The organism is Loktanella fryxellensis (assembly GCF_900110065.1).
GTDB classification, from domain to species: Bacteria; Pseudomonadota; Alphaproteobacteria; order Rhodobacterales; family Rhodobacteraceae; genus Loktanella; species Loktanella fryxellensis.
In genome coordinates this window covers 16,143-41,915 of the sequence record NZ_FOCI01000024.1, presented here as the reverse complement: position 1 = coordinate 41,915, position 25,773 = coordinate 16,143, and the positions used below count along the sequence as shown (strand labels likewise).

The 25,773-nt window shown below is 61.8% G+C and carries 26 protein-coding genes and 1 pseudogene; 20 read left to right on the top strand and 7 right to left on the bottom strand.

Annotated features, from left to right (window positions below; translation table 11 throughout):
• Nucleotides 1-64 precede the first annotated feature (64 nt).
• Nucleotides 65-526, bottom strand: coding sequence for a very short patch repair endonuclease (locus tag BMX16_RS14560; protein ID WP_089905095.1), 462 nt, complete (start codon nt 524-526; stop codon nt 65-67).
• 67 nt (nt 527-593) lie between these two features.
• Here BMX16_RS14560 and BMX16_RS14555 point away from each other — a divergent pair, with 67 nt between their 5' ends.
• The 8 genes and pseudogenes from BMX16_RS14555 to BMX16_RS17370 all read left to right on the top strand — a co-directional run bounded on the left by BMX16_RS14555 (nt 594) and on the right by BMX16_RS17370 (nt 13,089).
• On the top strand, nt 594-2,147 hold the full coding sequence (locus BMX16_RS14555) for a DNA cytosine methyltransferase (RefSeq protein WP_089905093.1): 1,554 nt from the start codon (nt 594-596) through the stop codon (nt 2,145-2,147).
• An 84-nt stretch (nt 2,148-2,231) separates the two neighbouring features.
• Nucleotides 2,232-3,725, top strand: a complete 1,494-nt coding sequence (locus tag BMX16_RS14550) for an ATP-binding protein (RefSeq protein WP_089905091.1) — start codon at nt 2,232-2,234, stop codon at nt 3,723-3,725.
• The gene (locus BMX16_RS14545; protein ID WP_218139911.1) at nt 3,722-6,445 is read left to right on the top strand and encodes a Z1 domain-containing protein; all 2,724 of its coding nucleotides are present in this window, start codon (nt 3,722-3,724) and stop codon (nt 6,443-6,445) included. The genes BMX16_RS14550 and BMX16_RS14545 overlap by 4 nt, the downstream gene beginning before the upstream one ends.
• A complete protein-coding gene (locus BMX16_RS14540) occupies nt 6,432-7,406 on the top strand; it encodes a PD-(D/E)XK motif protein (protein WP_089905089.1) in 975 nt (324 codons plus the stop codon). The genes BMX16_RS14545 and BMX16_RS14540 overlap by 14 nt, the downstream gene beginning before the upstream one ends.
• On the top strand, nt 7,403-9,472 hold the full coding sequence (locus BMX16_RS14535) for an AIPR family protein (protein ID WP_089905087.1): 2,070 nt from the start codon (nt 7,403-7,405) through the stop codon (nt 9,470-9,472). Before BMX16_RS14540 ends, BMX16_RS14535 begins: the two co-directional genes overlap by 4 nt.
• Before the next feature lie 461 nt (nt 9,473-9,933).
• A complete protein-coding gene (locus BMX16_RS14530) occupies nt 9,934-11,193 on the top strand; it encodes a site-specific DNA-methyltransferase (RefSeq protein WP_089905085.1) in 1,260 nt (419 codons plus the stop codon).
• A pseudogene (locus BMX16_RS14525) lies at nt 11,190-12,553 on the top strand (site-specific DNA-methyltransferase). The gene BMX16_RS14530 and the pseudogene BMX16_RS14525 overlap by 4 nt, the downstream one beginning before the upstream one ends.
• A complete protein-coding gene (locus tag BMX16_RS17370) occupies nt 12,550-13,089 on the top strand; it encodes a hypothetical protein (RefSeq protein WP_143058049.1) in 540 nt (179 codons plus the stop codon). Before BMX16_RS14525 ends, BMX16_RS17370 begins: the two are co-directional and overlap by 4 nt.
• Here the strand turns inward: BMX16_RS17370 and BMX16_RS14520 are convergent.
• The 6 genes from BMX16_RS14520 to BMX16_RS14495 form a co-directional block, all read right to left on the bottom strand.
• Nucleotides 13,068-13,622: a DUF3489 domain-containing protein gene (locus BMX16_RS14520; RefSeq protein WP_089905097.1), complete on the bottom strand. Its 555-nt coding sequence runs from the start codon at nt 13,620-13,622 to the stop codon at nt 13,068-13,070. The two genes, BMX16_RS17370 and BMX16_RS14520, sit on opposite strands and share 22 nt — an antisense overlap.
• An 11-nt stretch (nt 13,623-13,633) precedes the next feature.
• On the bottom strand, nt 13,634-13,858 hold the full coding sequence (locus tag BMX16_RS14515) for a hypothetical protein (protein ID WP_089905083.1): 225 nt from the start codon (nt 13,856-13,858) through the stop codon (nt 13,634-13,636).
• On the bottom strand, nt 13,848-14,078 hold the full coding sequence (locus BMX16_RS14510) for a hypothetical protein (protein ID WP_089905080.1): 231 nt from the start codon (nt 14,076-14,078) through the stop codon (nt 13,848-13,850). The genes BMX16_RS14515 and BMX16_RS14510 overlap by 11 nt, the downstream gene beginning before the upstream one ends.
• Before the next feature lie 109 nt (nt 14,079-14,187).
• On the bottom strand, nt 14,188-14,391 hold the full coding sequence (locus tag BMX16_RS14505) for a hypothetical protein (protein WP_245731587.1): 204 nt from the start codon (nt 14,389-14,391) through the stop codon (nt 14,188-14,190).
• A gap of 96 nt (nt 14,392-14,487) precedes the next feature.
• Nucleotides 14,488-14,703, bottom strand: a complete 216-nt coding sequence (locus BMX16_RS14500) for a hypothetical protein (protein WP_342707826.1) — start codon at nt 14,701-14,703, stop codon at nt 14,488-14,490.
• Between the two features lie 20 nt (nt 14,704-14,723).
• Nucleotides 14,724-14,924, bottom strand: a complete 201-nt coding sequence (locus tag BMX16_RS14495; protein WP_089905075.1) for a DUF6900 domain-containing protein — start codon at nt 14,922-14,924, stop codon at nt 14,724-14,726.
• A gap of 128 nt (nt 14,925-15,052) precedes the next feature.
• Between BMX16_RS14495 and BMX16_RS14490 the strand changes: the two genes are divergently transcribed.
• The 12 genes from BMX16_RS14490 to BMX16_RS14435 all read left to right on the top strand — a co-directional run bounded on the left by BMX16_RS14490 (nt 15,053) and on the right by BMX16_RS14435 (nt 25,771).
• Nucleotides 15,053-15,589: a hypothetical protein gene (locus BMX16_RS14490; protein WP_089905073.1), complete on the top strand. Its 537-nt coding sequence runs from the start codon at nt 15,053-15,055 to the stop codon at nt 15,587-15,589.
• Complete coding sequence (locus tag BMX16_RS14485) at nt 15,537-17,591, top strand: phage terminase large subunit family protein (protein ID WP_245731586.1); 2,055 nt, start codon at nt 15,537-15,539, stop codon at nt 17,589-17,591. The genes BMX16_RS14490 and BMX16_RS14485 overlap by 53 nt, the downstream gene beginning before the upstream one ends.
• 1 nt (nt 17,592) lies before the next feature.
• Nucleotides 17,593-17,808 (top strand): phage head-tail joining protein, encoded by a 216-nt coding sequence (locus BMX16_RS14480; RefSeq protein ID WP_089905069.1) that lies wholly within the window; start codon nt 17,593-17,595, stop codon nt 17,806-17,808.
• Nucleotides 17,809-17,811: 3 nt separating this feature from the next.
• Complete coding sequence (locus BMX16_RS14475) at nt 17,812-19,308, top strand: phage portal protein (protein ID WP_089905067.1); 1,497 nt, start codon at nt 17,812-17,814, stop codon at nt 19,306-19,308.
• On the top strand, nt 19,308-20,639 hold the full coding sequence (locus BMX16_RS14470; protein ID WP_177174684.1) for a S49 family peptidase: 1,332 nt from the start codon (nt 19,308-19,310) through the stop codon (nt 20,637-20,639). Before BMX16_RS14475 ends, BMX16_RS14470 begins: the two co-directional genes overlap by 1 nt.
• Before the next feature lie 54 nt (nt 20,640-20,693).
• Nucleotides 20,694-21,074 (top strand): head decoration protein, encoded by a 381-nt coding sequence (locus tag BMX16_RS14465; RefSeq protein ID WP_089905063.1) that lies wholly within the window; start codon nt 20,694-20,696, stop codon nt 21,072-21,074.
• A 34-nt stretch (nt 21,075-21,108) separates the two neighbouring features.
• Entirely contained in the window at nt 21,109-22,131 is a 1,023-nt protein-coding gene (locus tag BMX16_RS14460; protein ID WP_089905060.1) for a major capsid protein, read from the top strand.
• A gap of 6 nt (nt 22,132-22,137) precedes the next feature.
• A complete protein-coding gene (locus tag BMX16_RS14455; protein ID WP_089905059.1) occupies nt 22,138-22,452 on the top strand; it encodes a head-tail joining protein in 315 nt (104 codons plus the stop codon).
• Nucleotides 22,449-23,084, top strand: coding sequence for a DUF6441 family protein (locus BMX16_RS14450; RefSeq protein WP_089905057.1), 636 nt, complete (start codon nt 22,449-22,451; stop codon nt 23,082-23,084). The genes BMX16_RS14455 and BMX16_RS14450 overlap by 4 nt, the downstream gene beginning before the upstream one ends.
• A gap of 82 nt (nt 23,085-23,166) precedes the next feature.
• Nucleotides 23,167-24,276, top strand: a complete 1,110-nt coding sequence (locus BMX16_RS14445) for a hypothetical protein (RefSeq protein ID WP_089905055.1) — start codon at nt 23,167-23,169, stop codon at nt 24,274-24,276.
• Nucleotides 24,277-24,384: 108 nt separating this feature from the next.
• On the top strand, nt 24,385-24,807 hold the full coding sequence (locus tag BMX16_RS14440; protein WP_089905054.1) for an acyl-CoA transferase: 423 nt from the start codon (nt 24,385-24,387) through the stop codon (nt 24,805-24,807).
• 25 nt (nt 24,808-24,832) lie between these two features.
• Nucleotides 24,833-25,771: a phage tail tube protein gene (locus BMX16_RS14435; RefSeq protein ID WP_089905052.1), complete on the top strand. Its 939-nt coding sequence runs from the start codon at nt 24,833-24,835 to the stop codon at nt 25,769-25,771.
• The last annotated feature ends 2 nt before the right edge of the window (nt 25,772-25,773 follow it).

Below are 25,773 nucleotides of genomic sequence, written 5' to 3'. Positions count from 1 at the left end.
CATCACTCACCACAAGATGTCCATTTATCGATGATGGACATCTAGCTGATACTCCATCCAGTCGTCAGAGCGGGACAACCGGACGGATACCTTCAAGCACAGCGTCAGTGCCATGAAGCCATGCCGCCACCATCTCCCGTGTTTGCGCAATGGATGTCTCGGTCCGCAGGGCGCACTCCCAGACTGTTCCGACCCGCCAGCCCGCCTCCCGAAGAGCGGACTGAACTGCCGAGTCTCGCACTACATTTGCATCGAACTTGGTCATCCAGAACTCCGGGCGTGTCGCTGGAACTGTGGCATAGCGGCAGCCTGCGTGGCGATGCCAGAAGCAACCATGTACAAAGATGACTGCGCGGTACTTCGGCATCATGATGTCCGGCTTGCCGGGAATGCCCTTCGGGTGCAGGCGATAACGAAAGCCGAGCGCATGCAAGGAACGACGCAGCGCCAGTTCGGGCTTCGTGTTCTTTCCACGGATCCCGGACATCATGCGGGAGCGGGCCTGACTGTCGACGATGTCGATCATTTGCCTCCTGGCTTCATCTGTCGGACCTAGTATACAGCCAGTGATCTGAATTCGAGAGGACACTGATTTGCCAGAGACTTTCGGCATAGTCGATCTGTTTGCCGGGCCTGGTGGATTGGGCGAGGGTTTTGCTTCGCTGCGTGTTGGCGATCATTCTCCGTTTCAAATCGGTATTTCGGTTGAAAAAGAGACATCAGCGCACAGAACGTTGACCCTGCGCGCATTTGTTCGCGCTTACACCCAAAAGCATGGGGCTTTGCCGAAGGCCTATATCGATTTCCATTCTGGCCAGTCAGCCGAACCGGACTGGTCTAAGATTGATGAAACTTCGTGGGATCACGCCATAAGTGAGGCACGTTGCCTTGAACTGGGTACCGAGCCTGCCGCCGAAGCAATCGACAGCGTCGTCGCCCGACTGAGACAGGACTTCGACGACACGGTCCTGATCGGCGGCCCTCCCTGCCAAGCCTATTCCTTGGTCGGTCGTGCACGTGCCAACGGAAAGATCGGATATGTGCCCGAAGAGGACGCGCGGCACTATCTTTTCCGCGAGTACATTCGCGTGCTGGACCGACTGCGCCCTGCTGCCTTCGTGATGGAAAACGTTAAGGGCATGCTGTCATCGACAATCGAAAGCCGGATGGTCTTCGAGATGCTGATGGAGGATTTGACCTCGCTCGGCACCGGGCATGCGCATCACTATGAACTCCGGGCGATCCGTCTTTCAGACGGCAAGGCAACGCTGCAGGAACCGAACAAGCCGTCCGACTTCATCGTGCGCGCCGAGGACTTTGGGGTGCCACAGCGCCGCCATCGGGTCATCATCGTCGGTGTCAGGTCAGATTTGGCCCACCGACTATCAGGCACAAGTATTACCGTTTCTGGCTCCAGACGCACAGTCAGCGATACGATTGGCAACATGCCGCCCTTGCGCAGTGGTATCAGCCGAAGCCCGGACGATCCGGTGGCTTGGAAGCGTGAGGTCGTCGACGCCGCAAAGTTTCTCGCCAGGGTCTACAAGGTCAAGGAGGATGACACACTCCGGCAGGCATTCCTCGCAGCGGCAATGCATGTGAAAAGTGGCGCATACACTCAACGCTCTGGAAGAAGCCTGCCTGTTGGGTACGGGACCTCTAACGACGAACTGATGCGTTGGCTCGAACGACCGGAACTGCAGGCCCTCGCCCAGCACGAAACGCGTGGGCACATGGCGTCAGATCTCGGTCGCTACCTATTCGCGGGGGTCTTCGGGGATCAGCGCCGGTACAGCCCGAAGGCGGCAGATTTTCCCCTCGCGCTAAGCCCCGATCACAAGAACTGGCACAGCGGTATCTTCAGCGACCGTTTCCGGGTTCAGTTGGCCCATGAGGCTGCAACAACCGTGACCAGCCACATCTCCAAAGACGGGCACTACTTCATCCATCCAGACCCTGCGCAGTGTCGCAGCCTGACAGTGCGCGAAGCCGCCCGACTGCAGACCTTCCCGGACGACTACCTGTTCCTCGGCAATCGGACGCAGCAGTACGTCCAGGTTGGCAACGCAGTCCCACCGTTCCTCGCGCGGCAGATCGCAGCGTTGATCCACGCATCCCTGACAAAAGCGGACACCCATACGACTTGAGGGCCAGTTTGACCGCTCTGCGTGGCTTGTAACGTCGATGTGTTCCCGCCAATGTAGATCACAGTCGCTCCACCAAGGGTTAACATGGCAGAAATTGTTGTTTCAAGACGGGCGGATGCGACCCCACACGCCGCAGCATTGATCGAAGGGCTGCGGGATATCGGGTATTTCCTTGAAACCGCCATTTCCGACATTATCGACAATTCAATTACTGCAGGCGCACATCGTATTCAGGTCATCACGGAAACCTATTCCGATGAACCCTACATCGCCATTGTCGATGACGGCGATGGCATGGCTGAGGATGAACTGATTGCGGCAATGCGGCCAGGCAGCAGAAATCCCCTCGCAGCCAGAGATGAGCCAGACCTTGGACGTTTCGGGTTGGGCCTCAAGAGCGCAAGCTTTTCTCAGTGCCGAAGACTGACTGTCATTTCCCGGAAATCCGGCCAGACCTCTGCCGCCATCTGGGATCTTGATGATGTTGCCGAACGTAACGAATGGGCTGTCCAGTTGCCCGATGATCTTGCGGGACTTCCTGCCGTCGAGCAGCTTGGCCCGACCGGTACTGTCGTCCTTTGGCAGAAACTTGATCGGCTGACCGGCGGCTATTCCCATAATGCCGCCAAACGCGCCGAAGTCATCAACCAGAGGATCGCTGAAACTGAACGGCATCTCCGCCTCGTGTTCCATCGGTTCATGGAAGAAGCAAAGCCCATCCGCCTCTTGCTGAATGGGCGTCTCTTGCAGCCGCTGGATCCCTTTGCCCGCAAGAACCCGGCCACAATCACGGATCCGGAAGAGAAGCTGACTTTGATCCGGGGCGACGTTGAAATCCAGAGTTTCACGCTTCCGCACCACAAGCAGATGAGCAAGGCGGACTGGGAGGATATCGGTGGCCCGGAAGGCCACCTGAAATCGCAGGGCTTCTATCTCTACCGCGGCAAGCGGCTGATCCTACACGGCGCATGGTTCGGCCTGTGCCGACAATCCGAAATCACCAAGCTGTCCCGCGTAAGGATCGACATTCCCAACAGCATGGACGCCGACTGGAAGATAGACGTCAAGAAATCCTCGGCGCAGCTGCCACCCATCGTTCGCGACCGACTGAAGAAGGTGATCGAACGCATACTGGCGGGATCCAAGCGCACCTACAGCAAGCGCGGTCAGAAGCTGGTCGATCATGAACGACTTCCGATGTGGCACAGGATTCAAGCCGACGGGCAAATCCGCTATCGACCGAATGCGGACCATCCTGCGTTTGCAGATTTTGCAGAGAGCCTGCCACCGGATTTGCGGCGCGGTTTCTTCAACTGCGTCTCTCTCGTCGGGGCATCGCTGCCCATCGAAACCCTTTTTGCCGACATGGCAGGAACGGCAGAGCAGATCGTCCCAGACCACGTGGATGAGGACGCGTTGAGTCAGGCAGTGCAGGCAGTTCTGACACGCATGCTGAAAGCGAAGAAAGACATGAAGGAAATCATTGCCTTGATGAAGGACAACGATCCTTTCCGATCGGCTTGGGAAGACACCCAGCGCATCATCGCGGCAACGATTCAGACGAAGGAAGACAAGTGAAGCCCCTCCTGAGCAGCCTTGAAGGCATGACGTCCATGTACATGGCGTCGCAACCTGCGCCCCATACCGCACAGTCAATCCGCGACATCATCACGCAACTGCGCAGCACGCCCATGTTTGCGGGACAGGTCGAAAACAGTGAAGCGGAAGAGCTCGCCCGTCTGATCGAGGAAAAGTACGGCATCAGCATGGGCCTCGGCGCCATTGTAGACGCAAAGGATTTTCGCCCTTGGCTGCACGACGCGCGGATCAATGGCGAGGTTGGTGACTTTTACTGGGGTAGGTACCGCCAGTTGTTGAACCTGAAAGGTCTGCCTAAGTCTGTCGTCAACGCAACAGATGAAGTGACAGACAAGGTTCTCGACCGGCTTGGCGACCCGAACAACACCAGTGCGTGGAGCCGCCGAGGCATGGTCGTCGGGCACGTCCAGAGCGGGAAAACACAGAACTATACAGGTCTCATCTGCAAGGCGGCAGACGCTGGCTATCGCCTGATCGTGGTGATCGCGGGCATCCACAACAATCTGCGCAACCAGACACAGGCCCGTATCGACGAGGGCTTCATCGGTCGAGATACCGGTCGGCTCGCCCATGTCAACAAAGCCCAGCGCCAGAAGCTTATCGGTGTGGGACAATTCGACCAGCGCGAATTCCCGGTTTCACTTACCAACACGCTGCGCGATTTCAACAAGGCGACTGCCACTACCAACACCAGCCAGATCGGGCAATACAACGTACCGGTTGTTCTGGTCATCAAGAAGAACTCCAGCACATTGAAGAACTTGCTGGAATGGCTGAAGGAGCATTCGGTCCAGCAAGGGACGCAGATGGTCAACCAGCCCATGCTGGTCATCGACGATGAAGCGGACAATGCATCGATCAACACGGCTTATGCACGCGACGAGGTCACGAGGATCAACGGCCAGATCCGCGAGCTTTTGTCGATTTTCCACCGCAGCTGCTATGTTGGCTATACCGCCACGCCCTTTGCCAACATCTTCATCGATCCCGACACCGACGACGACGCGTTGAGGCAGGATCTGTTTCCGCGCCATTTCATCATCGGCCTTGATGCGCCGTCCAACTATTTCGGAGCACAAAAGGTATTTCTGGACGCCCGCGACCGCCACATTCGTCTGATCGAAGACAATGAGGACATCTTCCCGATGAAGCACAAGATCGACCATCCGGTCGATGTGCTGCCTGGCAGTCTGGTGCAGGCGGTGCGTGCCTTCATCGTTTCGCGGGCGATCCGTAACGCGCGGGGCCAGCAGGCTGCGCATGCCTCGATGCTGATCAATGCCTCGCGTTTCACCGATGTGCAGGGGCGTTTAAGGTCGCAGGTGGCTGATATAGTTGGCCGCATCCGTGACGCTGTGGCTGTCGAGGCTGGCAAGGGCCGGGCGGCACTGAACAATCCCGAAATAGCGGCGCTGCATTCGGTTTGGCAGCAGGAGTACGCAAAAGAGGCTGACTGGGCCGATGTGCAACCACGACTGCATGAAGTTCTGGTTGCTGCCCGTGTGGTTGAAGTGAACGCCTCAAAACGCTCTCAGGCGCTTGACTACGACCAAGGAGGCGAACACGGGGTGACCATCATCGCGGTTGGCGGCTTCTCCTTGTCGCGCGGCCTGACGCTGGAAGGGCTCACGGTTAGCTACTTCCTGCGCAACTCGATCATGTATGACACGCTGATGCAGATGGGCCGCTGGTTCGGCTATCGCCCCGGCTACGAGGACCTGTGCCGCGTCTGGATTCCGGCAGATGGGGTGGGCTGGTACGCACACATTCACGAGGCGATGGACGACCTGCAGGCCCAGCTGAAACGCATGGAACTGGCCAAGGCGACGCCCGAGCAGTTCGGGCTGGCTGTGCGCAGCCATCCCGAATCGCTGATTGTCACGGCACGGAACAAGATGGGCACGGGTAAGGAATTTCCTGTCCGCGTGGGTCTTGCCAACAAACTGGTTGAAACCACCCGCATCCGGGCAGATCACGACCAGCTTGACCGCAACCGAAAAGCGGGAGAACGGCTTGCCGCAGAAATCTTGAAGCTGGGTTTGGGGGGCGAAGACCGATCGCGGGGGGCGCTGTTCAAATCCGTTCCGGTTGACCTCGTGCGTGAGTTTCTGGGGGTGTTTCGGACCGATCCGACCGATCCACTGACGGACCCCCGCCTGATGAACGACTATATCGACGCCCGCGGTGAGAGCGAATTGCGGACATGGGACATCCTGTTTGCAAGCGCCCAGAAGGATGATGTTGGCGCGGACAGTTTGGGAAATGGCCCAATGAAGCCGTTTGACCGATCGGTTGGTGCGGCCGATCTACGTCAGGGTGTGCTGGCAATCAGCGGTACGAGCCGCCGTGTCGGATCGCCCGGGGATGAGAAAGAAGGGTTGGGGCCGGAGGAACTTGCCAGCGCTGAAGTCGAATTCCACCGTGAATATCCTGAGAGTAAAACGCCCAGTTCCCTGCCCGATCGTTTCTTCAGGTACGTCAGGACGCGGCCGTTGCTGATCCTTCGCTTTGTCTCACCGGACGCACCCGATGACCTGCAAAGTCTGTTGCCGCAGGGCAACCTCTTGGCTTGGACAATCTCTTTCCCAAGGAGCGAGATTGAAGGTGGCACCGTGGAATACATCGTCAACACTATCCGCATGCGCGAGATGTTCGGCGAAGAGGAAATCGAAGAGGAGGCGCTCGGTGATACCGACTGACACGCCATGGTCTGGCCTCGAGGCCGGAAAGACAGACACAAGGCGGGTCGGTGCCGCCGCACGCTGGAACTGGTTCTGGGCTGTGATGCCCCGCGCTGACGTCTGTCTTCTGCTTCAGCTGACCGACTTACCGAAACCGGTTCCCGACCTGCCCAAACTGAAGAACCTCGAAATCAGGTTCCAGACCTTGCCGGGCGGCCCCATCCTTTACATTCGGTTGAAGGATAACGCCCAGATGGAGCTGTTCGAAACTCTTTGTCGCGACGTCATGGCGGCCGGTGAACTTGCAGAGACCGAAGCGGAAGCGCTGGAGCGCGCCATCGGGCGGACCTTCCGCTGGCACTATCTGCTGCGCGGCGGAAAGCTCGAGGTTCTGTCGGAGGAAGCACAGAAGGGCTTGATTGGGGAAATCGAGGTCCTGAAACTTCTGATCGCCAATCTCGGCCCCAAACCTGCCCTCACCGCATGGACTGGGCCCTCGGGCGCACCGAAAGATTTTGAACTCAAGGCCGACTGCATCGAGGTCAAAGCCCGTCGCGGCGCGTCCCAGCCTTTCGTGAAAATAACGAATGAGCATCAGTTGGCTGATGTGCCTGATCGTCGCCTATGGTTGGCTGTCTTGGCTGTCGACAAGGTACAGCAGCCTCATGGCAAAACGCTGACCGAACACGTGGCCGAAGTCACTGACCTTCTCGAGAGGACAGAGCCTTCAACCATCATGGATTGGGATCTGCACCTTGCCGATGTTGGGTACGACTGTCTGCACGACTATTCAGCATGGCGCTGGATCGTTTCCGCCCCAGTCTTTCACACCATTTCAGAAGGTTTCCCACGCATCTCGGCCCCAGTGCCACTCGGCGTTTCTACCGTGTCCTATTCCCTTGCGCTATCTGCCTGCGCTCCATTTCGAACCGACTGGGCCGATGTACAGGCTAACCTGATCGAAGAGGTGCAACCGTGACCGAACTTGACGAGTACCATCAGAGCCTCATGGCAGACATTCGCCGCGAAGCTGATGCCAGTGGTGTTTTCCCGGTCGAGGCGTTTTTCGACCGGATGACCGAGCGATTGACCGAAGCGGGCGAACTGGAAGTGGCTGATCGCGCATATTACCAGAGCGGCGATGGCGGTCACAAACTTCGTATCGATGGTTACGCAGGCGACCCACGCGACAGCGAAGGGGTCCTCGGCCTGATCATTTGCGATTTCGCTGACAGTGAAGAGGTTCAGACCTTCGGCAAGGGCGATGTGCCTCCGATCCTCAACCCGCTGATCCGTTTCTTGAAGAAGGCAAAGACCGAAGACTTTCGTGACGCACTAAACGAGGCGAACCCGGCGTTTCAGGTTTCCGACCTGATCATTGCGACATGGTCTCAGGTTACCAAGGTCAAGCTGATCCTGATTTCAAACCGCCAGTACATCGGCCGGGACGACACGGTGAAGTTGGCTGACTTGGGCGAGGTGCCGATAACCTGGTCGGTGTGGGATCTGGCACGTTTTGAGCGCTTTGACCGCTCTGGTCAGGCGCGCGAGAACATGGTCATCGACTTTGCCACGGACTTTGGCGCACCTCTACCAGCGCTCAAGGCTTCGCAGACCGGCGCTGCGTTGGAAAGCTACCTGTTGATTGTGCCAGGGGAGCAATTGGCCGCGATTTACGACCGTTGGGGCGCGCGCCTGCTCGAGGCAAATGTGCGGTCTTTCCTTCAGGCGCGAGCGAAGACGAACAAGGGCATCCAGAAGACGATCAAGGATGAACCCGAGCTCTTCTTCCCCTACAACAACGGCCTTTCAGCGACAGCAGACGAGGTATTATGCGTCCGAACCGCTGACGGATTGGCAATCGCATCGATCAGCAACCTGCAAATCGTGAATGGCGCACAGACCACAGGATCGATTCACAGTGGTCTGAAATCAGCCAAGGACCAACTCGCGCAGGTCTTTGTTCAGATGAAACTGACCGTTGTGTCCCCGGCCAAGTCTGAAGAAATCGTGCCTAAAATCTCGGAGTATGCCAACACGCAGAACAAGGTGAACGCGGCCGACTTCTTCGCCAACCACCCGTTCCACATCCGGATGGAGCAATTCTCACGCGATGTCATCTTCACAGCCCGCGACGGTGAACGTCATGACAGCAAATGGTTCTATGAGCGTTCACGTGGGCAGTTCATCAATGCGCGACCGAAGGTGAAGGGCAAGGCTCAGACGAGCTTTGACATTGAATTTCCCAAGGCACAGCTTTTCAGCAAGACCGATCTTGCAAAGTTCGAGTTTTCGGCCGCGGGCCAGCCCCATATCGTGTCGCGCGGCGCACAGAAGAACTTTGCAGAATTCGCGAAAGAGATTGGCGAGGCTTGGGCGAAGAGTGACACGAAATACGACGAACTTTGGTATCGGCGGCTGATTTCCAAGGCGATCGTCTTTCGCTGGCTGGAGACCGAGGTTCCGAAGCAACCGTGGTACGAAGGCGGCTACCGCGCAAACATCGTCACCTATTCAATGGCCAAACTGTTCCATGACGCTAACGGCGAGAAACAGGTCCTCGATCTGGATGCCATTTGGCGACGGCAATCTGTGCCAGAGGCAATGCAGCGTGCACTTCTTCTTGCCGCAGCAGAAGCTCATGATGTGATCACTCACCCTCCGGCCGGCGTCCGCAACATGTCGGAATGGGCGAAACAGCAGGCGTGCTGGAACGGCATGAAAGGCCGCACGCTAGCCTATGATGACGACTTCGAAACCTGTTTGACGCTGGTGGAAACAGCTCGAACCGCAAAACGCGACGAAAAGGCCAAGAAGGCAATGACTGAAGGCATCAACGCCCAGTCCGAGGTTGTAACGCTTGGGGCCGATTTTTGGAAAGACCTCCTCTTCTGGGGGCGCGAAAGGAAGCGACTCACACCGAAGGACCAGCAGATCTTGGAGGTCTGCGCATCTATCCCACGACGGCTTCCATCCGATCTGCAATCACGCCATGCACTCGACGCCCTTGCGCGCATGCGGGATCAGGGTTTCGGCGACGGTTGATCCTCGGCAAGCCCCCCACGGCATGGTTCCTCCCCGGCCCCGAACGTATGCGGGGGGGCGCAGCGCGGCGTTTCGCTAGCGACAGGCAGTTTCACCGGGGAAGCCAAGCGGAATCCACCTGCCGGTTGATCTTGGAAAAACTGACTCATTATCAAAGGCTTGGTGAATCACGATCTCGCCGTGCTGGATTCTTTTGTGGAATCCAGGGAATCCACTTTGCGGAAGCCACCCTGCCAGAAGCCTGCCAGCGGAAGCCACCTGCAGTGAAGCTGTTGAATCCGCTTCATTTTTTCATTTGACAAAGCTGCCCATCTTGACCTACCCCTTGATCATCGAAGAATTGCGCCCGGAGGACACCCCTCCCGGGCGCTTTCGTTTTTCCCCACATCGCGGACCCTGATCCTGACGTTGGCATCGCCCAGCGCGCATCGGCTTGTCCGCCTACCCGAGAGAGCCACCCCATGGACCTGGTCTTTGCGCCGAGCCAGATCGAGACCTGGCCGCTTGACCGGCTGCGCCCTTACGCCCGCAATGCCAAGATCCACGGAACCGATCAGGTCGCGAAGATCGCCGCCAGCATGGCGAAGTTCGGCTGGACCGTGCCCTGCATGGTGGCCGACGATGGTGAGCTGATCGCGGGGCATGGCCGTGTGCTGGCGGCGGCAATGCTGGGGCTTAAGGACGTGCCAGTGATCCGGCTCAGCCACCTCGACGAGGCCGAGCGCCGGGCCTACCGCATCGCAGACAACAAGTTGCCCGAGTTGGGCGAGTGGGACGAGGCCATGTTGCGCGACGAGATCGCGGGGCTGCTGGCCGAGGATTTCGACCTATCACTGCTTGGGATTACCGACGAAGATCTGGATGCCCTGTTGCGCGATCCCGATCAGGTGAATGGTGGTGCGGTCGAGGGTGAGGACGACATTCCCGAACCGCCGGTCACGCCGGTATCGGTGGCAGGCGACCTTTGGCAGCTGGGATCGCACCGGATGATCTGCGGCGATAGTACGGCGGCCGATGTGGTCGGGCGGCTACTCGGCGATGTGCGGCCGCTGCTGATGGTGACCGACCCGCCTTACGGCGTGGAATACGATCCGTCTTGGCGCAACCAGGCGGGCGCGGCCAAGACCAAGCGCACCGGCAAGGTGCTCAATGACGACCGTGCCGATTGGCGCGAAGCGTGGGCGCTATTCCCTGGCGACGTCGCCTATGTCTGGCATGGCGCGCTGCATTCCTCGACCGTGGCCGAAAGCCTGATGGCGGCGGGCTTCAACGTACGGTCGCAGATCATCTGGGCCAAGGACCGCCTTGTTCTGAGCCGAGGCGACTATCACTGGCAGCACGAACCTTGCTGGTATGCGGTGAAGAAGACCGGCAAGGGCCATTGGGCGGGGGATCGCAAGCAGACGACGCTGTGGCACATCTCGGGCAAGGATCAGGATGCCGCGACAGTGCATGGCACGCAAAAGCCAGTGGAATGCATGCGTCGCCCCATCCTGAACAATTCCAACCCGGGTCAGGCGGTGTTTGAACCCTTCATGGGATCCGGCACCACGCTTATCGCCGCAGAAACTACAAGCCGCGTCTGTTTCGGGATCGAGTTGAACCCGGCTTACGTCGACGTGGCCATCGAGCGCTGGCAGCAATTCACCGGTGCCAATGCCGTTCTGGCCGACACCGGCGAAACCTTCGCCGAGCTGAAGGCCAAGAGGCTGGCGGCATGAATGCGCCAATCCTGCCGGGCCGGATCGAACATTGGCCCTTGGCCCGGCTGAGGCCTTACGCCCGTAACGCAAAGACCCACGACGCTGATCAGGTCGCGAAGATCGCCGCCAGCATGGCGGAGTTCGGCTGGACAGTTCCGGTGCTTGTGGCTGCTGATGGCGAGTTGATTGCTGGCCACGGTCGCGTCCTGGCGGCGGCCCATCTTGGGCTGACGGAGGCACCGGTCATCATTCTTGGCCATCTGACCGAGGCGCAGCGCCGGGCCTGTCGCATCGCCGACAACAAACTGACCGAGTTGGGCGGCTGGGACGAGGCCCTGCTCATGCAGGAGTTGCAGGCGCTGCTGGCCGAGGATTTCGACCTCGGGCTGATCGGCATCCCCGAGGACGAACTAGACGCGCTGCTGGCGGATGGGGACGACCGCCCTTCGATTTCTGACGATGCGGCCGATGCCATCCCCGCCCCGCCTGCCGAACCCATCACCAAGCCGGGCGACATCTGGGTGCTGGGCAAGCACCGCCTATGCTGCGGCGACGCCACCGATCCAACCGCTGTTGCCAGGCTGATCCAGGGCGAACAGGCTACGCTGATGTTTACCTCGCCGCCCTACGCCCAGCAGCGCGACTATGGCGCGGCCAAGGAAAAGGTGGGCGATTGGGATGCGCTGATGCAAGGCGTGTTCATCGCAGCGCCGGTCACCGCTGACGCGCAACTGCTGGTCAACCTCGGCCTCGTGCATCGCGACAGTGAGTGGCAACCCTATTGGGAAGGATGGGTGGAATGGATGCGCAAATCTGGCTGGCGGCGGTTTGGTTGGTATGTGTGGGATCAGGGGCCGGGCTTGCCGGGCGACTGGAACGGTCGCCTCGCCCCATCACACGAGTTCATTTTTCACTTCAACCGCGCGCCCCGCAAACCGCACAAGACCGTGCCGTCCAAGCACGCGGGCGAAACCCTCGGCGGCGGTGGGCTGCGCGGGGCCGACGGCATCGTCCATGCCAAAACCGGAACCGGCAATGCGATCCAAAGCCACCGCATCCCGGACTCGGTGTTCCGCATCATGCGTCACAAGGGCGGGCTGGGTGCCGCGGGATCGCATCCGGCCGTGTTTCCGGTGGCGCTGGTCGAGGCGGTGCTGACGCGTTCTCGGATCCGGGCGATCTGATCTACGAGCCGTTCTGCGGCTCCGGCACCCAGATCGTCGCCGCAGAACGCGCTAGGCAGCGGTGTTTCGCGATGGAGCTTGACCCGGCTTATTGCGACGTGGCGGTGCGACGGTGGGAAATGGCAACCGGAAAGTTGGCGCTTTTGGATGACAGCAACGAAAATACTGATGACATGGAGAGGCTGCAGCAATGATAAATAGCGACTATCTCTGGCGAAATGGTGATCTGGTCCGAGCTGTTCCGATCCAGTGCGCCGATCTGAACCAAGCCATATCGCGGTGCGGCTTTCGGCCGGAACACACACCGGAGCCGGGAAAGGGCCGCTGGTACACTTGGCGGGACGTGGTGGCCATTGCTGTGGCGCAGGATTTGCGCCGGATCGGCCTTGGTCCTTTAATGGCATTTGGGCTTGTGCAGGAGCATCTGTCGCAGTTTCTGCGCGCCCGCATCGATCAGCCGGGCGACTGTGCCGGGGTCGTCTGGGTGATCTATCAGAGTGACGACCACCTCGAGATCAACACGCCTTGCAAGTTTATGCGCCATGCCGAAGACGTAAAACATTTGACGGCATCAAATGAAGGCGCGCACCTTGTCGTCAATGTGGGTCAGATCGCAGGCCGCGTCTTCCGTGACCTGCAAGCGGTTAGAGAGGGGCAAGCGCTAGCTCTTTCTGAAGAATTGAATTTGGCAGAAGCTGAAGCGATGCATCAGGCGATTTCCAGCTTGTAAACGGTCCCCCGTCCTTCAATCTTTTCTGCTGTGACCGGGAGAGCGAGCTTCTTTTTCAATACCCCTGAGATTGCACCGCGCGCGGAGTGACCCAGCCAGCCGGTAGCCTCTACGATCTCCGCGATGGACGCGCCTTGGGGCCGCCGCAGCATCTCGATCAGCATACCCTGTTTCGTCCCGGCGCGCTGCTTGGGCTGGGCGGCGGTGGCCTCCATTGGCGCGGGAGTCTTTGCGGCGTGTTTGCGGATGGCGACCACGCTCTTGACGACCACCGGCTCGATCCCGATGGCCAGCAAGCCAGCATCCGTCACGATCAGCGTGGTGCCATGCCCATCGCCGGTTTCGCGCCAGAGGGGTTCTCCGCGCCGGAGGTTGGCGTCGACCTCCTGCAGCCAGCCGTGTTCGATCATCTTGGTCACGGCCATCTTCGCCGCCGCCCCTGCCAGCCCTTTGGGCAGCGGCAGGGCGATGTTCTCGGGGCGCTGGGCCCCGGCGGTCAGGATAATGGACTGGGTTTCGGTCATTTTGGTCATGGCGGTTTCCACTATTGATCGTGCTTGGCAAGGAAGGCGGCAATGCGCGACATCAGGTCGTTGTGGCCATCGGCGTCCGTGCCGATGATCACGTCACCATCGTCGTCGCGGTCCAGATCGGCGATCTCGCGCAGCAGGGCGATGGCGTCGTCGCAGGCGGCGAGGCGTTCAGCCTCCCAAGCGGCGGCGATCGCGTCCTGTTCGATCTGGTGGCGCTGGGCGGGATCAAGCGGCATGTTCGCCCTCCTTGAACGCAGCGTCGGTGATCTGGCGCAGAAGGCTGGCGTAATGGTTCAGGGTGCCGACATCGCCCCAGTTGATCTCGTCGGGGTGGGTCTCGAAATGGTCGTCGCTCAGGGCCTTCAGCCGCTCCAGCATCGCGTCGATCTGGAACTTGGTGGTCATGAAGGCGTCGAGGGCTTTGGTGTTGTTGGTGGCGGCGCGGCGGGTGGTCATGGCAGGGGTTTCCTTGGCTGAGTTGCATCGTTTTCGTATAATCACCATCGCTCTGGCGGGGCGGCTAGTGTAGGTAAATCCGAGCAATATCAGTGCTTTCTGATTACACTCAGGGCACATCGGCTTGCGGCACCACATGCACCCATTGGCATCCGATCCACATGTAGAGATGCGCAAACTCCCATGTCGGGAGGGGCAGGATGCGCGGCGCACGGGGAGGGCTGAAGCAATCTAGCGCCTCGGCCGTGACTTGCCGGATTTCTTGGGCGGTGAGGATATCCTCCGGCTTCCAGCGCGCCAGCGCGGGCAGCATGTGGGCGGGATAGCCCTCGAAATGGACGTAGACATGCGCTCATTCCTCCGGCCCGATCTGGATGGCGATCTGCGCGCGGGTGCTCATGGTGCTGCCTCAGATCAACTGCAGGTCGACCAGCACGGCGCTGGCGGCGGCCAGCTGTGCAGTCGGCAGGTCGATCTTGATGTGCAAAAACAGGTCCGAGCAGTCGGCCTTGATCCCGCTCTCGCGGAGCGCGGCCTCGATCGCCTCGGCCACGACAGTCGGGCGCGAGCGGTCGAGATCGTCGGGCAGCGTGGCAATGTCGATGCGGATGGTAGTGGTAGCCATGGTCATGTCCCTATCCTCCTTCAGCGCTTGGTCGCGGCGGCGTGACCAGCGGCGTAAGCCGCTTCGAGTGCTGCACGGATCGCCCAGACCGCCACGTCGTGGAAGTCCAGACGGTCGCTGTTCTGGGTCTCCAGCGTCTCGATGCTGTGGAAATGCCTGGTGGCGATCTCCAGAAGCAGGGCTTCGCTGGGGCCTTTGGCGGGGGTGGTCTTGTCAGGCATGGCGTCGTCTCCAGGGGTGAGTTGCATCGTTTTCCTGCCACCAGAATCGCTCTATCGCGGAGTGTAATCAACTGAATAAGATAGCTATTTCTGTTTATTTCCAATAACTTGAGGTCCGTTCAATCGCCATGGAAGGTATGTCCGAGCGGGAGTATTCCGCCCATTCCGGCCTCTCGCGTGGGGCGATCCAGAAGGCGCGCCGCGCCAGTCGGCTGGTGGTATACAGCGACGGGTCGATCAACGCGGCGGCGTCCGATGTGCGCCGTGCCGATATGACCGATCCGGACCAGCAACGCCGCAGCACCGGCGGGGATAGCGGGTTCAGCGGTCCCGCCGACAGCTCGTCCTATCTGAAGGCCCGCACAGCGCTGACCGTCTACCAGGCGCAGGACAAGCAGCTGGGCATCCAGAAGAAGAAGGGCACGCTGGTGGATCGCGCCCGGGCAGAAGCGCTGGTCTTCCGGTTGGCCCGGCAAGAGCGTGACACTTGGGTGACCTGGCCGAGCAGAGTGGCGGCGCTGATTGCGGCCGAAGTGGCAGCGGAGGTGGAAAAACAGACCGGCGCGCCGGTGATCATCGAGGCCGCGATCCTGCAGAGGGTGTTGGAAGCCCATGTCAGACAGCACCTCGACGACCTTGCCGACCTCCGGGTCAGCCTCGGATAGTGCCGACACGACAAACGACGATCTGACCGCCGATCTCGATCTCGGCTTTGACGGTGCCGAGGACATCCTGCGCAGCTGGCGTAAGGGCATGCGGCCCGATCCGGACCTGACGGTGTCGGAATGGGCGGATGCGCATCGCTGGCTGTCCTCGCGCGGTGCGGCTGAACCGGGGCGGTATCGCACGGCCCGGGCGCCATACCTGCGCGAGATCATGGATGCGCTGTCGCCGCGGCACCCGGCGCAACGCGTGACTTTCATGAAAGCCGCACAGGTCGGCGCGACCGAGGCTGGTAACAACTGGATCGGCTTTGTCATCCATCATGCGCCGGGGCCGATGCTGGCGGTGCTGCCATCCCTGGAACTGGCCAAGCGCACCTCGCGGGGCCGTCTTGATCCCCTGATCGCGGACAGTCCGGCTCTGCGCGAACGGGTCAACCCCGCCCGGTCGCGCGACGCGGGCAATTCGATGCTGTCGAAGGAATTCCCCGGCGGCATCTTGGTGCTGACCGGTGCCAACTCGGCGACCGGCCTGCGGTCGATGCCCGCGCGCTACATCTTCCTCGACGAGGTTGATGCCTATCCAGCTTCTGCCGACGAGGAAGGTGATCCGGTCACGCTGGCCGAAGCGCGGACCACCACCTTCTCGCACCGGCGCAAGGTGTTCATGGTCTCGACCCCGACGATCCGGGGTCTGAGCCGGATCGAGCGCGAGTTCGAGGCATCGGACCAGCGCCGGTATTTCGTGCCATGCCCGCATTGCGGCCATATGCAGTGGCTGCAATTTGAACGCCTGCGCTGGGATAAGGGACGGCCCGACACGGCGGCTTATCACTGCGAGGGCTGCGAAAAACCCATCGCCGAGCATCACAAGGCGCGGATGCTCGAGCGTGGGGAATGGCGGGCAACGGCTGTATCCGCCGATCCGCATTCCATCGGGTTCCATATCTCGGCCCTTTACTCGCCCCTTGGCTGGAAAAGCTGGCAACAGATCGCGCGCGAGTGGCTGTCAGCGCAGGGCTCGGAGGAGATGCTGCGCGCCGCGCGCAATACGCTTCTGGGCGAGACGTGGGTGGAGTCTGGCGACGCCCCCGAGTGGCAGCGACTGGCAGAACGCCGCGAAACCTATGGCGGCGTGCAGATCCCGGTGGGTGGGTTGTTCCTGACGGCGGGCGTCGACGTGCAAAAGGACCGGATTGAGGTCGACGTCTGGGCATGGGGTCGCGGCCTCGAGTCTTGGCTGGTCGATCACATCGTTATCTCCGGCGGCCCGGACGATCCGGCATGCTGGGACAAGCTGACGGCTCTGCTCGGCCGCACTTGGGCCTGCGCCAATGGAGCAGTGATGCTGATCGGCAAACTCGCCATCGACACCGGTTATGAAGCCCCGGCCGTCTACGCTTGGGCGCGCAAGCAAGGGTTCGATCAGGTGGCCCCGATCAAGGGCCTTGAAGGCTTCAACCGCGCGACGCCAGTTTCGGGCCCAACCTTTGTCGATGCAACCGTCGGCGGCAAACGCTTGCGCCGCGGCGCGCGGCTGTGGTCCGTGGCCACGGCCACTTTCAAAACCGAGACCTATCGCTTCCTGAGGCTGGAGCGTCCCTCGGACGAAGACCGGGCGCTGGGCGCCCTCGACGCCCCCGGCACGGTCCACTTGCCCGACTGGATCGACACCGAATGGCTGAAACAGCTGGTGGCCGAGCAGCTGGTGACCGTGCGCAACAAGCGCGGCTACGCCCACCAAGAATGGCAGAAAATGCGCGAGCGCAACGAGGCCCTCGACACCCGGGTCTATGCGCGGGCTGCGGCGTGGATCATGGGCGCAGATCGTTGGGATGAGGCGACCTGGCGAAGGCTGGAAGCGCAGGCAGGGGTGGAAACCCGACCAGCTGCGCAGGTTGCGACCCCAACAGAACCCGCCGCGCCCGCCGCGCCCAAAGCCGGAACACCGACAACGCCACGGCGCAAACGCCGGGCGTACACACCGAACTTCATGAGGGATTGAGATGGACCTGGAACGAATGCGCGCCCTGTTGGCGGCGCTGCAGGAGGCTCGTTACGCGGGCGTCCGGTTGGTCAGCTATGACGGCAAATCGATCAACTATGGCTCGGACGCGGAACTGGCGAACGCGATCAGCGACCTGGAGAGCCGGATCGCCACGGCCACATCCGGCACCCCGCGTCGTCGGCGCTGGGGCACCGTGGCCACGAAAGGTCTGTGATCCATGGCGTTTGAAGCGTTCCGGCAACGCATCGGCTCGATCATCGGCGGGTTTGACGCGGCCCAAGCGCATCGTCGTCTGCGCGGGTTCCGCGCGTCCCGCGCACATGTGAACACGCTGATCGCGGCCTCGGGCGACACTATCACCGCCCGCGCCCGCTGGCTGGTACGCAACAACGGCTATGCAGCGAATGCCGTGGAAAGCTTCGCCAGCAATGTCGTGGGCGACGGGATCAAACCTTCGTCAATCCTCGCGGATTCGGCCAAGAAGGAAGAGCTGCAAGCACTGTGGTTGGCCTGGACCGACGATGCCGACGCCGAGGGCCTGACTGATTTCTACGGGCTTCAGCGTCGGGCGGCACGCGAGGTGTTTCTGTCGGGCGAGGTCTTCATCCGCATCCGCCCGCGCCGGGCCGAGGATGGTCTGTCGGTTCCCCTTCAGTTGCAGATGCTGCCCGCCGAGATGCTTCCCCTCGACATGAACCGGACCGTGCCCGGCGCAGGGCTGATCCGGCAGGGCATCGAGTTCGACGGCATCGGTCGCCGCGTGGCCTATCACTTCCTGCGCCGCCATCCGGGCGACCTGACCGATCCGGGGCTTGCGGGCGAAACCGTCCGTGTCTTGGCTGGCGATGTGATCCATGTGCTGGACCCGGTCGAGGCTGGCCAGCTGCGCGGCGTGTCGCGCTTCGCGGCCGCCATCGTCAAGCTGTTTACGCTGGATCTCTACGACGACGCCGAGCTGGAGCGGAAGAAGATCGCGGCGATGTTCGCGATGTTCATCACCTCCCCAGCGCCAGAAACCCCGCTGGAACCGACCGAGGAGGATCTGGAGGTCGAACCCGGCCAGGTCGTGCGCCTCGATCCCGGCGAGGATGTCTCCACCCCGGCCACGCCAGACTCGGGCGGCACCTACGAGCCATTCCAGTACCGGACCTTGCTGCAGATCGCGGCCGCGCTGGGCGTGCCCTATGGCTATCTGACCGGCGACACGGCCAAGGGCAACTTCTCGAACACGAGGATCAGCCTGATCGAATTCCGCCGACGCATTTCAGCGTGGCAGCACGGCGTGCTGGTCTATCAGCTTTGCCGGGCCGTCTGGGTGCGCTGGATGGACACCGCTGTGTTGTCGGGCGCGCTGGACCTGCCTGGCTATGACAGCCAGCGCCGCCAATATCAGGCCTGCGCCTGGTTGCCGACCAAATGGGACTGGATCGACCCGATGAAGGACGCATCGGCCGAGATCCTGCAGATCGAAGCGGGCCTGAAATCCCGCACCCAAGCGCTGGCAGAGCGGGGTTACGACGCCGAGCAGGTCGACCGGGAGATCGCTGCAGAGCGGAAGAGGGAACTGGCGCTGGGCCTCGACTTCCGCCGCCCCGGGTCACCCGCACAGGGGCCGGGCGAAAGCGGCAAGACGGACGAGGGCCCCAACGCTGAAAAGGACGACGAGGCCGACGACACCGGCGACGAAAAACCCGACCCCAAGGAGGGCGCATGATGCACCACGCGCAAATCGCCCAGCGCGCCTTCAACACGCCGTTGATGGTCGACCCGGCCAAGGCGCTGGCCTTCCTGTCCGGGCTGGGGCCGCGCATCACCGGACAAGAGATCACTTTCCAAGGGCTGGACGTGCAACCAGCAGAACAGGCCACGGCCGCCCTTCCCGCCCGCGCCTCGCTTTTCGGCAATGATCTGGCCCAGCGACATCAGCGCAACGGAAGCCAACCCTTTGCGGTGGTCGATGGCATAGCGGTGATCGAAATCGCGGGCACACTGGTGCACCGTGGCGCCTGGATCGGGCAATCGTCGGGCCTGACGTCCTATGAGGGCATCGCGGCCCAGCTTAAGGCGGCGCTGGCCGATCCCGGCGTGCGGGGCATCGCACTCGACATCGACAGCTTCGGTGGTGAGGTCGCGGGCGCCTTCGATCTGGCAGATCGCATCCGGGCGGCCCGGGCGCAGAAACCGGTCCACGCATTCGTCGCGGAACATGCTCTGTCTGCTGGCTATGTTCTCGCCTCCCAGGCCGACCGCATCATCCTGCCGCGCACCGGAGCGGTCGGCAGCATCGGTGTCGTGGCGCTGCACACCGACATGAGCGGTGCCCTCGACCAAAAGGGGATCGCGGTCACGCTGATCCACGCCGGTGCCCACAAGATCGACGCCAATCCGTATCAGCCCCTGCCCGAGGCCTTGCACGACCAAATGCAGCGCGAGTTGGAGGTGGTCCGTTTTCTCTTTGCAGAAACCGTCGCGGCGGGTCGCGGGGATCGGCTGACCCAATCGGCCGCATTGGCAACCGAAGCTGCCATCTTCCGCGGGGCCGATGCCATTGCCGCCGGTCTGGCCGATGATCTCGCCGATCCCGTCGCCGCATTCCACGCCTTCGCCGCCGCACCTCGCGGCACAACTTCCCCCAGCAGAAAGGGTCCGCAGATGGCCACCACGCCCACCGAAACCCCGACCATGGCACCAGTTGCAGCTTCTCTTGCGGCAATGCCTATGGTCGCGGTCGCACCCGCCACGCCCGAACCGCCGGTGAACGCGGCAGCGTCCGTCATCACCACCATGACCACCGACGCCATTCGCGCCGAGGCCGCCGAGGTGGCGCAGGTCTGCGCACAGGCCGCCCGGCTGGGTGTGACCATCGACGCGGCCGATGCCGTCACGCGCGGTTTGAAACCCGAAGCCCTGCGCGCCCGGGTCCTGGCCGACCTCGCCGCCCGCAGCGACGCGGCTGGCATCATCGCGACCGCTCCGGCTGCAGCGGCCAAGGAAAGCCCCATCGTGGCGGCCGCCAAGAAAACCGCGACCGACGCCAAGCGCTGAACCAGCGCGTACTTCGACCATCTTCCCCATCCCCCAAACCATGGAGACTTACCAATGCCCGTCCTGACGGAACCGCCCAGCATGGGCGATGTCCTCAAATATGAGGTCAACCCGAACTACACCCGCGAGGTGATCACCTTGCTGATTGGCACCAACTATCCCTCTGGAGCCGTCCTCGGTCGCATCACCGCCAGCGGCAAATACACCCTGTCCGCCGCCACCGGCGCGGATGGTGCGCAGGTCGCCGTCGCTGTGCTGCTTTATCCGGTGAACGCCACGCTGGCGGATGCGGTCGGCATCGTGCTGGTCCGTGGCCCTTCCATCGTGACACGTGCGGGCCTCGCCTACGAGGGCAGCGTCAACGACGCGGCCAAGATCACCGCCAAGATCGCCCAACTCGCCGCCGTGGGCATCATCGCCCGCGACGGCGTCTGATCCTCCAATCCCCCTTCATTCCCCGGAGCGCCCCATGACCCTTGTCCGAAATCCCTTTGACGCTGGCGGTTACTCGCTGGCCGAGATGACGCAGGCCATCAACATCCTGCCCAACCTTTACACCCGCCTCGGCCAGATCGGCCTCTTCCGCTTCGAGGGCGTCAGCCAACGCTCGGTGATCATCGAGCAATACGAGGGCGTGCTGAACCTGCTGCCCTCCGTCCCGCTGGGCGGTCCCGCCACCGTCGGCACCCGCGAGGGGCGCTCGATGCGCAGCTTCGCCCTGCCGTGGATCCCGCATGATGATGTGATCTTGCCGGGCGACATTCAGGGCCAGCCCGCGCTCGGCGTCTTTGATGGCGCCGACCCTCTGGTCGAGGTGATGAACCGCAAGCTGCAGCTGATGCGGCGCAAGCACGCCCAAACCCGAGAATACATGGAGATGAACGCGCTGCGCGGCATCGTGAAGGATGGCGCGGGCACCACGCTCTACAATTACTTCACCGAGTTCGGGCTGGCGCAAATCTCGGTGGATTTCCTCTTGGGCACGGCAGGGACCCTCGTGCAGGCCAAGGTCCGCGAGGTCTTGCGGGCAATCGAAGACAACCTCCTCGGCGAAAGCATGTCGGACGTCCATGCCCTCGTCAGCCGGGAATTCTTCGACAAGCTGATCGCGCATCCGAAGACCGAGGAGGCGTACAAGTTCTACGCCGCCACCGGAGCGCAGCCCCTGCGCCAGGACGTGCGCCGCAACTTCCCCTTCGCAGGCATCGTGTTCGAGGAGTATTCCGGTACCGTCACCCTGTCCACCAAGGTCACCGAACGGCTGGTTCCTGCGAACGAAGGCATCGCCTTCCCGCTTGGCACGATGGACACGTTCACGACCTATGGCGGCCCGGCCAACCTGCTCGAGGCGGCCAATACCATGGGCCTGCCGCTCTATGCGCGCCAGCACCTCGACGAAAAGGGCCGCTGGATCGACCTGATGACCGAGGCCTCGATCCTGCCGGTGAACAAGCGGCCGCGCATCGCGATCCGCATCACGACCTCGAACTGACGCGTCATGACCGTCTTCGCCGCCGCCGTGGACCGGATCTATGCCAACCCGTCCATGGCGGCGGCCGCAGTCTGGATTTCTGCCACCACGTCCGAGGAACGCCCGATCCGCGCCATCCGCCGCGCCCCGGATCGCATCACCGAATTCGGGGCTGGGCGGTTTGTCAGCGACAGCATGATGGTGGACGTCCGCGTATCCGACCTGCCCGATCCCCGCCCCGGCGATCTGATCGTGATCGGCACTAACAGCTTCACCATCCAAGGCGAGCCAGTGCGTGACCGTGAACGCCTGATCTGGTCGCTGGACCTGCGCCCATCATGAAATTGAAGATCGCGTTCGACCCCGACCTCGTCGCGCTGATGCAGGCCGAAATCGCCGCCGGTGAAAAGGCGGTGTCCGCCGCAATGCGCGAGGCGGGCACCTCCTTGAAATCAGCCTGGCGCGGCCAAATCACCGGCGCGGGCCTCGGCACCCGGCTCGGCAATAGCATCCGCCTCGCCAGCTTCCCGAAATCCGGCGACAGCCTGAACGCAGCCGCACTGGTCTGGTCAAATGCCCCGGTCATCATTGGCGCGCACGACACCGGCCCGCTGATCCGGTCAAAGGATGGGTTCTGGTTGGCCATCCCCACCCCGGCGGCCGGGAAAAGCACCAAAGGCGGCCGCATCACCCCCGGCGAATGGGAACGTCGCACCGGATTGCGCCTGCGGTTCATCTACCGCCGTCGCGGGCCGAGCTTGCTGGTGGCCGAGGGGAGGTTGGATTCGAAGGGTCGAGCCGTAGCGTCGAAGTCGAAAACCGGACGCAGCCTCGCGACAGTGCCGATCTTCCTGCTGGTGCCGCAGGTCAAGCTGCGCAAGAGGCTGGATCTGGCGCGGGATGCGGAGCGGGCGGTGGACGGTGTGCCGGGGCGGATCGTGGCAAGGTGGGTGACAAATTCGGACAGGGTCTGACGCTGGCTCGGCGATGTTCGCTTGATGGTTGCATTGTGGATCGCTAGCCTGATTCTAAACAGACAATGGAAGAATTCTCAAAATGATGCGCAATTTCCTCCTTACGCTGACGACGACGGCACTCATCGCATTTCCTGCCGGTGCTGATCCGTCGCAGCAAGAGGTCGACACAGCGCGTTCAGAATGCCGCGATGCGTTTCTTGCTCGGGATGCCGAAGCCTATATGGACGCTGCGGCATCAATGATCGCATGGGGCTCCTTGCAGAACGCGGATTGGTCGAGGGAGGTCGAGCTGTGCCTTGCTTTTGCCGAAGCAATTGAAGGCGCGAGTCTGGACACCGCTCGTGAAAGGGCGGCGGGCCTATCCGGTGTAGTCGGCCCGACCTCTGCCCCGTCTTCGGAGGTACCGGCACCACAGGCAGATGGGCCTGCGGCCGATACGCGGCTCGCAGATTATATTTCCCGGATCGGAGCAGATGGGGCAGACGTGGAAGCAATTGCACGCGAGATAGCGGCGGACACGACCTTTGCGCCACCTCCAAGTCCTGAACGTGATGCGCTTGAGGCAGCACTCAATGCATACGTTCGACCCATTCCCGCCGCGCAAGCCGAACGCAATTTTGTCGCGTATCAAGCCTTGGCCCGGGTAAACGGCGAAAACCAGACTTACACGGACAAGGCTGCCAGTTACGAACAAGCTATCGAAGCGGAACGTGAGCAGCTGCAAAGAACGGCCCGTGCGCTCGAGGGGCGACTGGTGCGAACGACGGCCGAGTTCGACGGTTCCTCATGGGCACGGCACCCGTCGTCCCCGCGCTTTCAAGATATCCGGAACTACGTGACGCTTTACTTGATAGAAGCTGGCTCCGGCCAGAAAACCCTGGAGCTGTTCTTCAACTACACGTCCCGTAGTGGCTGGCTGTTCGTCGAGAGCGCTTCGATCAACATCGACGGACAGACAACACGGGTGCCGGTCGGACAATGGTTGAGGGATAACGACACTGAGATTTGGGAATTCGCAAGTTTGCGAGGCGACACTGCTGTTACGCTTGCCCGCAGCATTGCTGAAGCGGATCGCGCTGTTATCCGGTTCAATGGGCAGCAATTCTACGATGATTACGTCGTGTCGGATGGGGACAAGCGTGTCATCCGAGAAATGCTGGCAATGTGGGATGTGATTTCCGCAGAATAGAATGTGATCCAAAGACTTGGCCAGTTACGGCCATTCAGCAATGAGCTGATTAATCTCCGTCAAAGCGGCGTTTGCCCGGCAAATGTGACATCAACAGTATTGTGAGCCATGCCCACCGCCCGTGAAACCGTTCTCACCGCGCTTCAGGCGCGACTTCAGCCGCTTGACGCCCTCGTTCTGCGTGACGAGGTGTTGCCCGAACGGATCCCGGTAACCGGTTTGATCATCCTGCGCGACGGCCAGCCGGGCGAGCCGGAAGTGACGCTGTCACCATTGCGCTACCACTATCAGCACCGCGCCGAGTTGGAGGTGGTCGTCCAGGCCCCGAATGGTCGGGCCAGCGCCTTCGATACCCTGATTGCCAGTATCGGCGCGGCGCTGGAAGCCGACCGCACGCTTGGCGGCCTTTGTGACTGGATCGAACCCGAGGCCCCGGCCTCCGCCGACCTGCCCATCGAGGGCGCGGCGGCGCTGAAGGCGGCGGTGATCACCGTCGTGCTGCATTACACCACCACCGGCCCCTTGGCCTGACACCCCCAACATCGAGGAGACCCCCATGGCACGTGCGCAAGGCGCGCGGGCGCAGATGGCGCTTGCGTATGAGACAGTTTACGGCACCCCGCCGGTGACTGGGTTCCGGTTGATGCCCTTCGCCCGGACCACGCTCGGGTCGGAGCAGCCGCTGCTGGAATCCGAACTGCTGGGTTACGGCCGCGATCCCCTCGCCCCGATCAAGGACGCGGTCACTGCCGATGGCGAGGTGGTGATCCCCATCGATGTGGAGGCCTTCGGGTTCTGGCTGAAGGCGGCGTTCGGCCAGCCTGTCACGAGCGGCACCACGCCTAAGACCCACACCTTTCAGTCGGGCAACTGGACCTTGCCCAGCATGGCCATCGAGACGGCAATGCCGGAGGTGCCGCGTTTTGCCATGTATTCCGGCTGCGTACTTGATCAGCTGACCTGGCAAATGCAGCGCTCCGGCCTGCTGACGGCCACCGCCCGGCTGGTCGCCCAAGGGGAAGCCATCGCCGCCGCGACAGCCGCAGGCACGCCAGCGGCGCTGGGCTTGCAACGTTTCGGCCATTTCAACGGCACGGTCAAACGCAACGGCAGCAGCTTGGGAAACGTGGTCTCGGCCGAGATCACCTATTCGAACAACCTCGACCGGATTGAGACCATCCGCGGTGATGGGCGCATCGATGGCGCCGATCCCGCCATGGCCGCCCTGTCTGGCCGGATCGAGGTGCGGTTTTCCGACACGGCACTGATCACCCAAGCCATCGACGGCACGCCTTGCGAGTTGGAGTTCAACTACAGCCTCGGGGCCAACGCCAGCTTCACCTTCACCGCCCACGCCGTCTATCTGCCCCGCCCTCGCATCGAGATCGCCGGGCCCCAGGGCGTGCAGGCGACATTCGACTGGATGGCCGCCAAGGCAACCAGCCCGGCGCGCATGTGCACCGCTGTCCTCATCAACACCCTTGCAGGATACTGATC

Excerpts from the sequence above, each read along its gene's own strand:
- BMX16_RS14560 (WP_089905095.1), bottom strand. The coding sequence starts at position 526 with ATGATCGACATCGTCGACAGTCAGGCCCGCTCCCGCATGATGTCCGGG.
- BMX16_RS14550 (WP_089905091.1), top strand. The coding sequence starts at position 2,232 with ATGGCAGAAATTGTTGTTTCAAGACGGGCGGATGCGACCCCACACGCC.
- BMX16_RS14530 (WP_089905085.1), top strand. The coding sequence starts at position 9,934 with ATGGACCTGGTCTTTGCGCCGAGCCAGATCGAGACCTGGCCGCTTGAC.
- BMX16_RS17370 (WP_143058049.1), top strand. The coding sequence starts at position 12,550 with ATGATAAATAGCGACTATCTCTGGCGAAATGGTGATCTGGTCCGAGCT.
- BMX16_RS14520 (WP_089905097.1), bottom strand. The coding sequence starts at position 13,622 with ATGACCAAAATGACCGAAACCCAGTCCATTATCCTGACCGCCGGGGCC.
- BMX16_RS14515 (WP_089905083.1), bottom strand. The coding sequence starts at position 13,858 with ATGCCGCTTGATCCCGCCCAGCGCCACCAGATCGAACAGGACGCGATC.
- BMX16_RS14510 (WP_089905080.1), bottom strand. The coding sequence starts at position 14,078 with ATGACCACCCGCCGCGCCGCCACCAACAACACCAAAGCCCTCGACGCC.
- BMX16_RS14505 (WP_245731587.1), bottom strand. The coding sequence starts at position 14,391 with ATGCTGCCCGCGCTGGCGCGCTGGAAGCCGGAGGATATCCTCACCGCC.
- BMX16_RS14500 (WP_342707826.1), bottom strand. The coding sequence starts at position 14,703 with ATGGCTACCACTACCATCCGCATCGACATTGCCACGCTGCCCGACGAT.
- BMX16_RS14495 (WP_089905075.1), bottom strand. The coding sequence starts at position 14,924 with ATGCCTGACAAGACCACCCCCGCCAAAGGCCCCAGCGAAGCCCTGCTT.
- BMX16_RS14490 (WP_089905073.1), top strand. The coding sequence starts at position 15,053 with ATGGAAGGTATGTCCGAGCGGGAGTATTCCGCCCATTCCGGCCTCTCG.
- BMX16_RS14485 (WP_245731586.1), top strand. The coding sequence starts at position 15,537 with ATGTCAGACAGCACCTCGACGACCTTGCCGACCTCCGGGTCAGCCTCG.
- BMX16_RS14480 (WP_089905069.1), top strand. The coding sequence starts at position 17,593 with ATGGACCTGGAACGAATGCGCGCCCTGTTGGCGGCGCTGCAGGAGGCT.
- BMX16_RS14475 (WP_089905067.1), top strand. The coding sequence starts at position 17,812 with ATGGCGTTTGAAGCGTTCCGGCAACGCATCGGCTCGATCATCGGCGGG.
- BMX16_RS14470 (WP_177174684.1), top strand. The coding sequence starts at position 19,308 with ATGCACCACGCGCAAATCGCCCAGCGCGCCTTCAACACGCCGTTGATG.
- BMX16_RS14465 (WP_089905063.1), top strand. The coding sequence starts at position 20,694 with ATGCCCGTCCTGACGGAACCGCCCAGCATGGGCGATGTCCTCAAATAT.
- BMX16_RS14460 (WP_089905060.1), top strand. The coding sequence starts at position 21,109 with ATGACCCTTGTCCGAAATCCCTTTGACGCTGGCGGTTACTCGCTGGCC.
- BMX16_RS14455 (WP_089905059.1), top strand. The coding sequence starts at position 22,138 with ATGACCGTCTTCGCCGCCGCCGTGGACCGGATCTATGCCAACCCGTCC.
- BMX16_RS14450 (WP_089905057.1), top strand. The coding sequence starts at position 22,449 with ATGAAATTGAAGATCGCGTTCGACCCCGACCTCGTCGCGCTGATGCAG.
- BMX16_RS14445 (WP_089905055.1), top strand. The coding sequence starts at position 23,167 with ATGATGCGCAATTTCCTCCTTACGCTGACGACGACGGCACTCATCGCA.
- BMX16_RS14440 (WP_089905054.1), top strand. The coding sequence starts at position 24,385 with ATGCCCACCGCCCGTGAAACCGTTCTCACCGCGCTTCAGGCGCGACTT.
- BMX16_RS14435 (WP_089905052.1), top strand. The coding sequence starts at position 24,833 with ATGGCACGTGCGCAAGGCGCGCGGGCGCAGATGGCGCTTGCGTATGAG.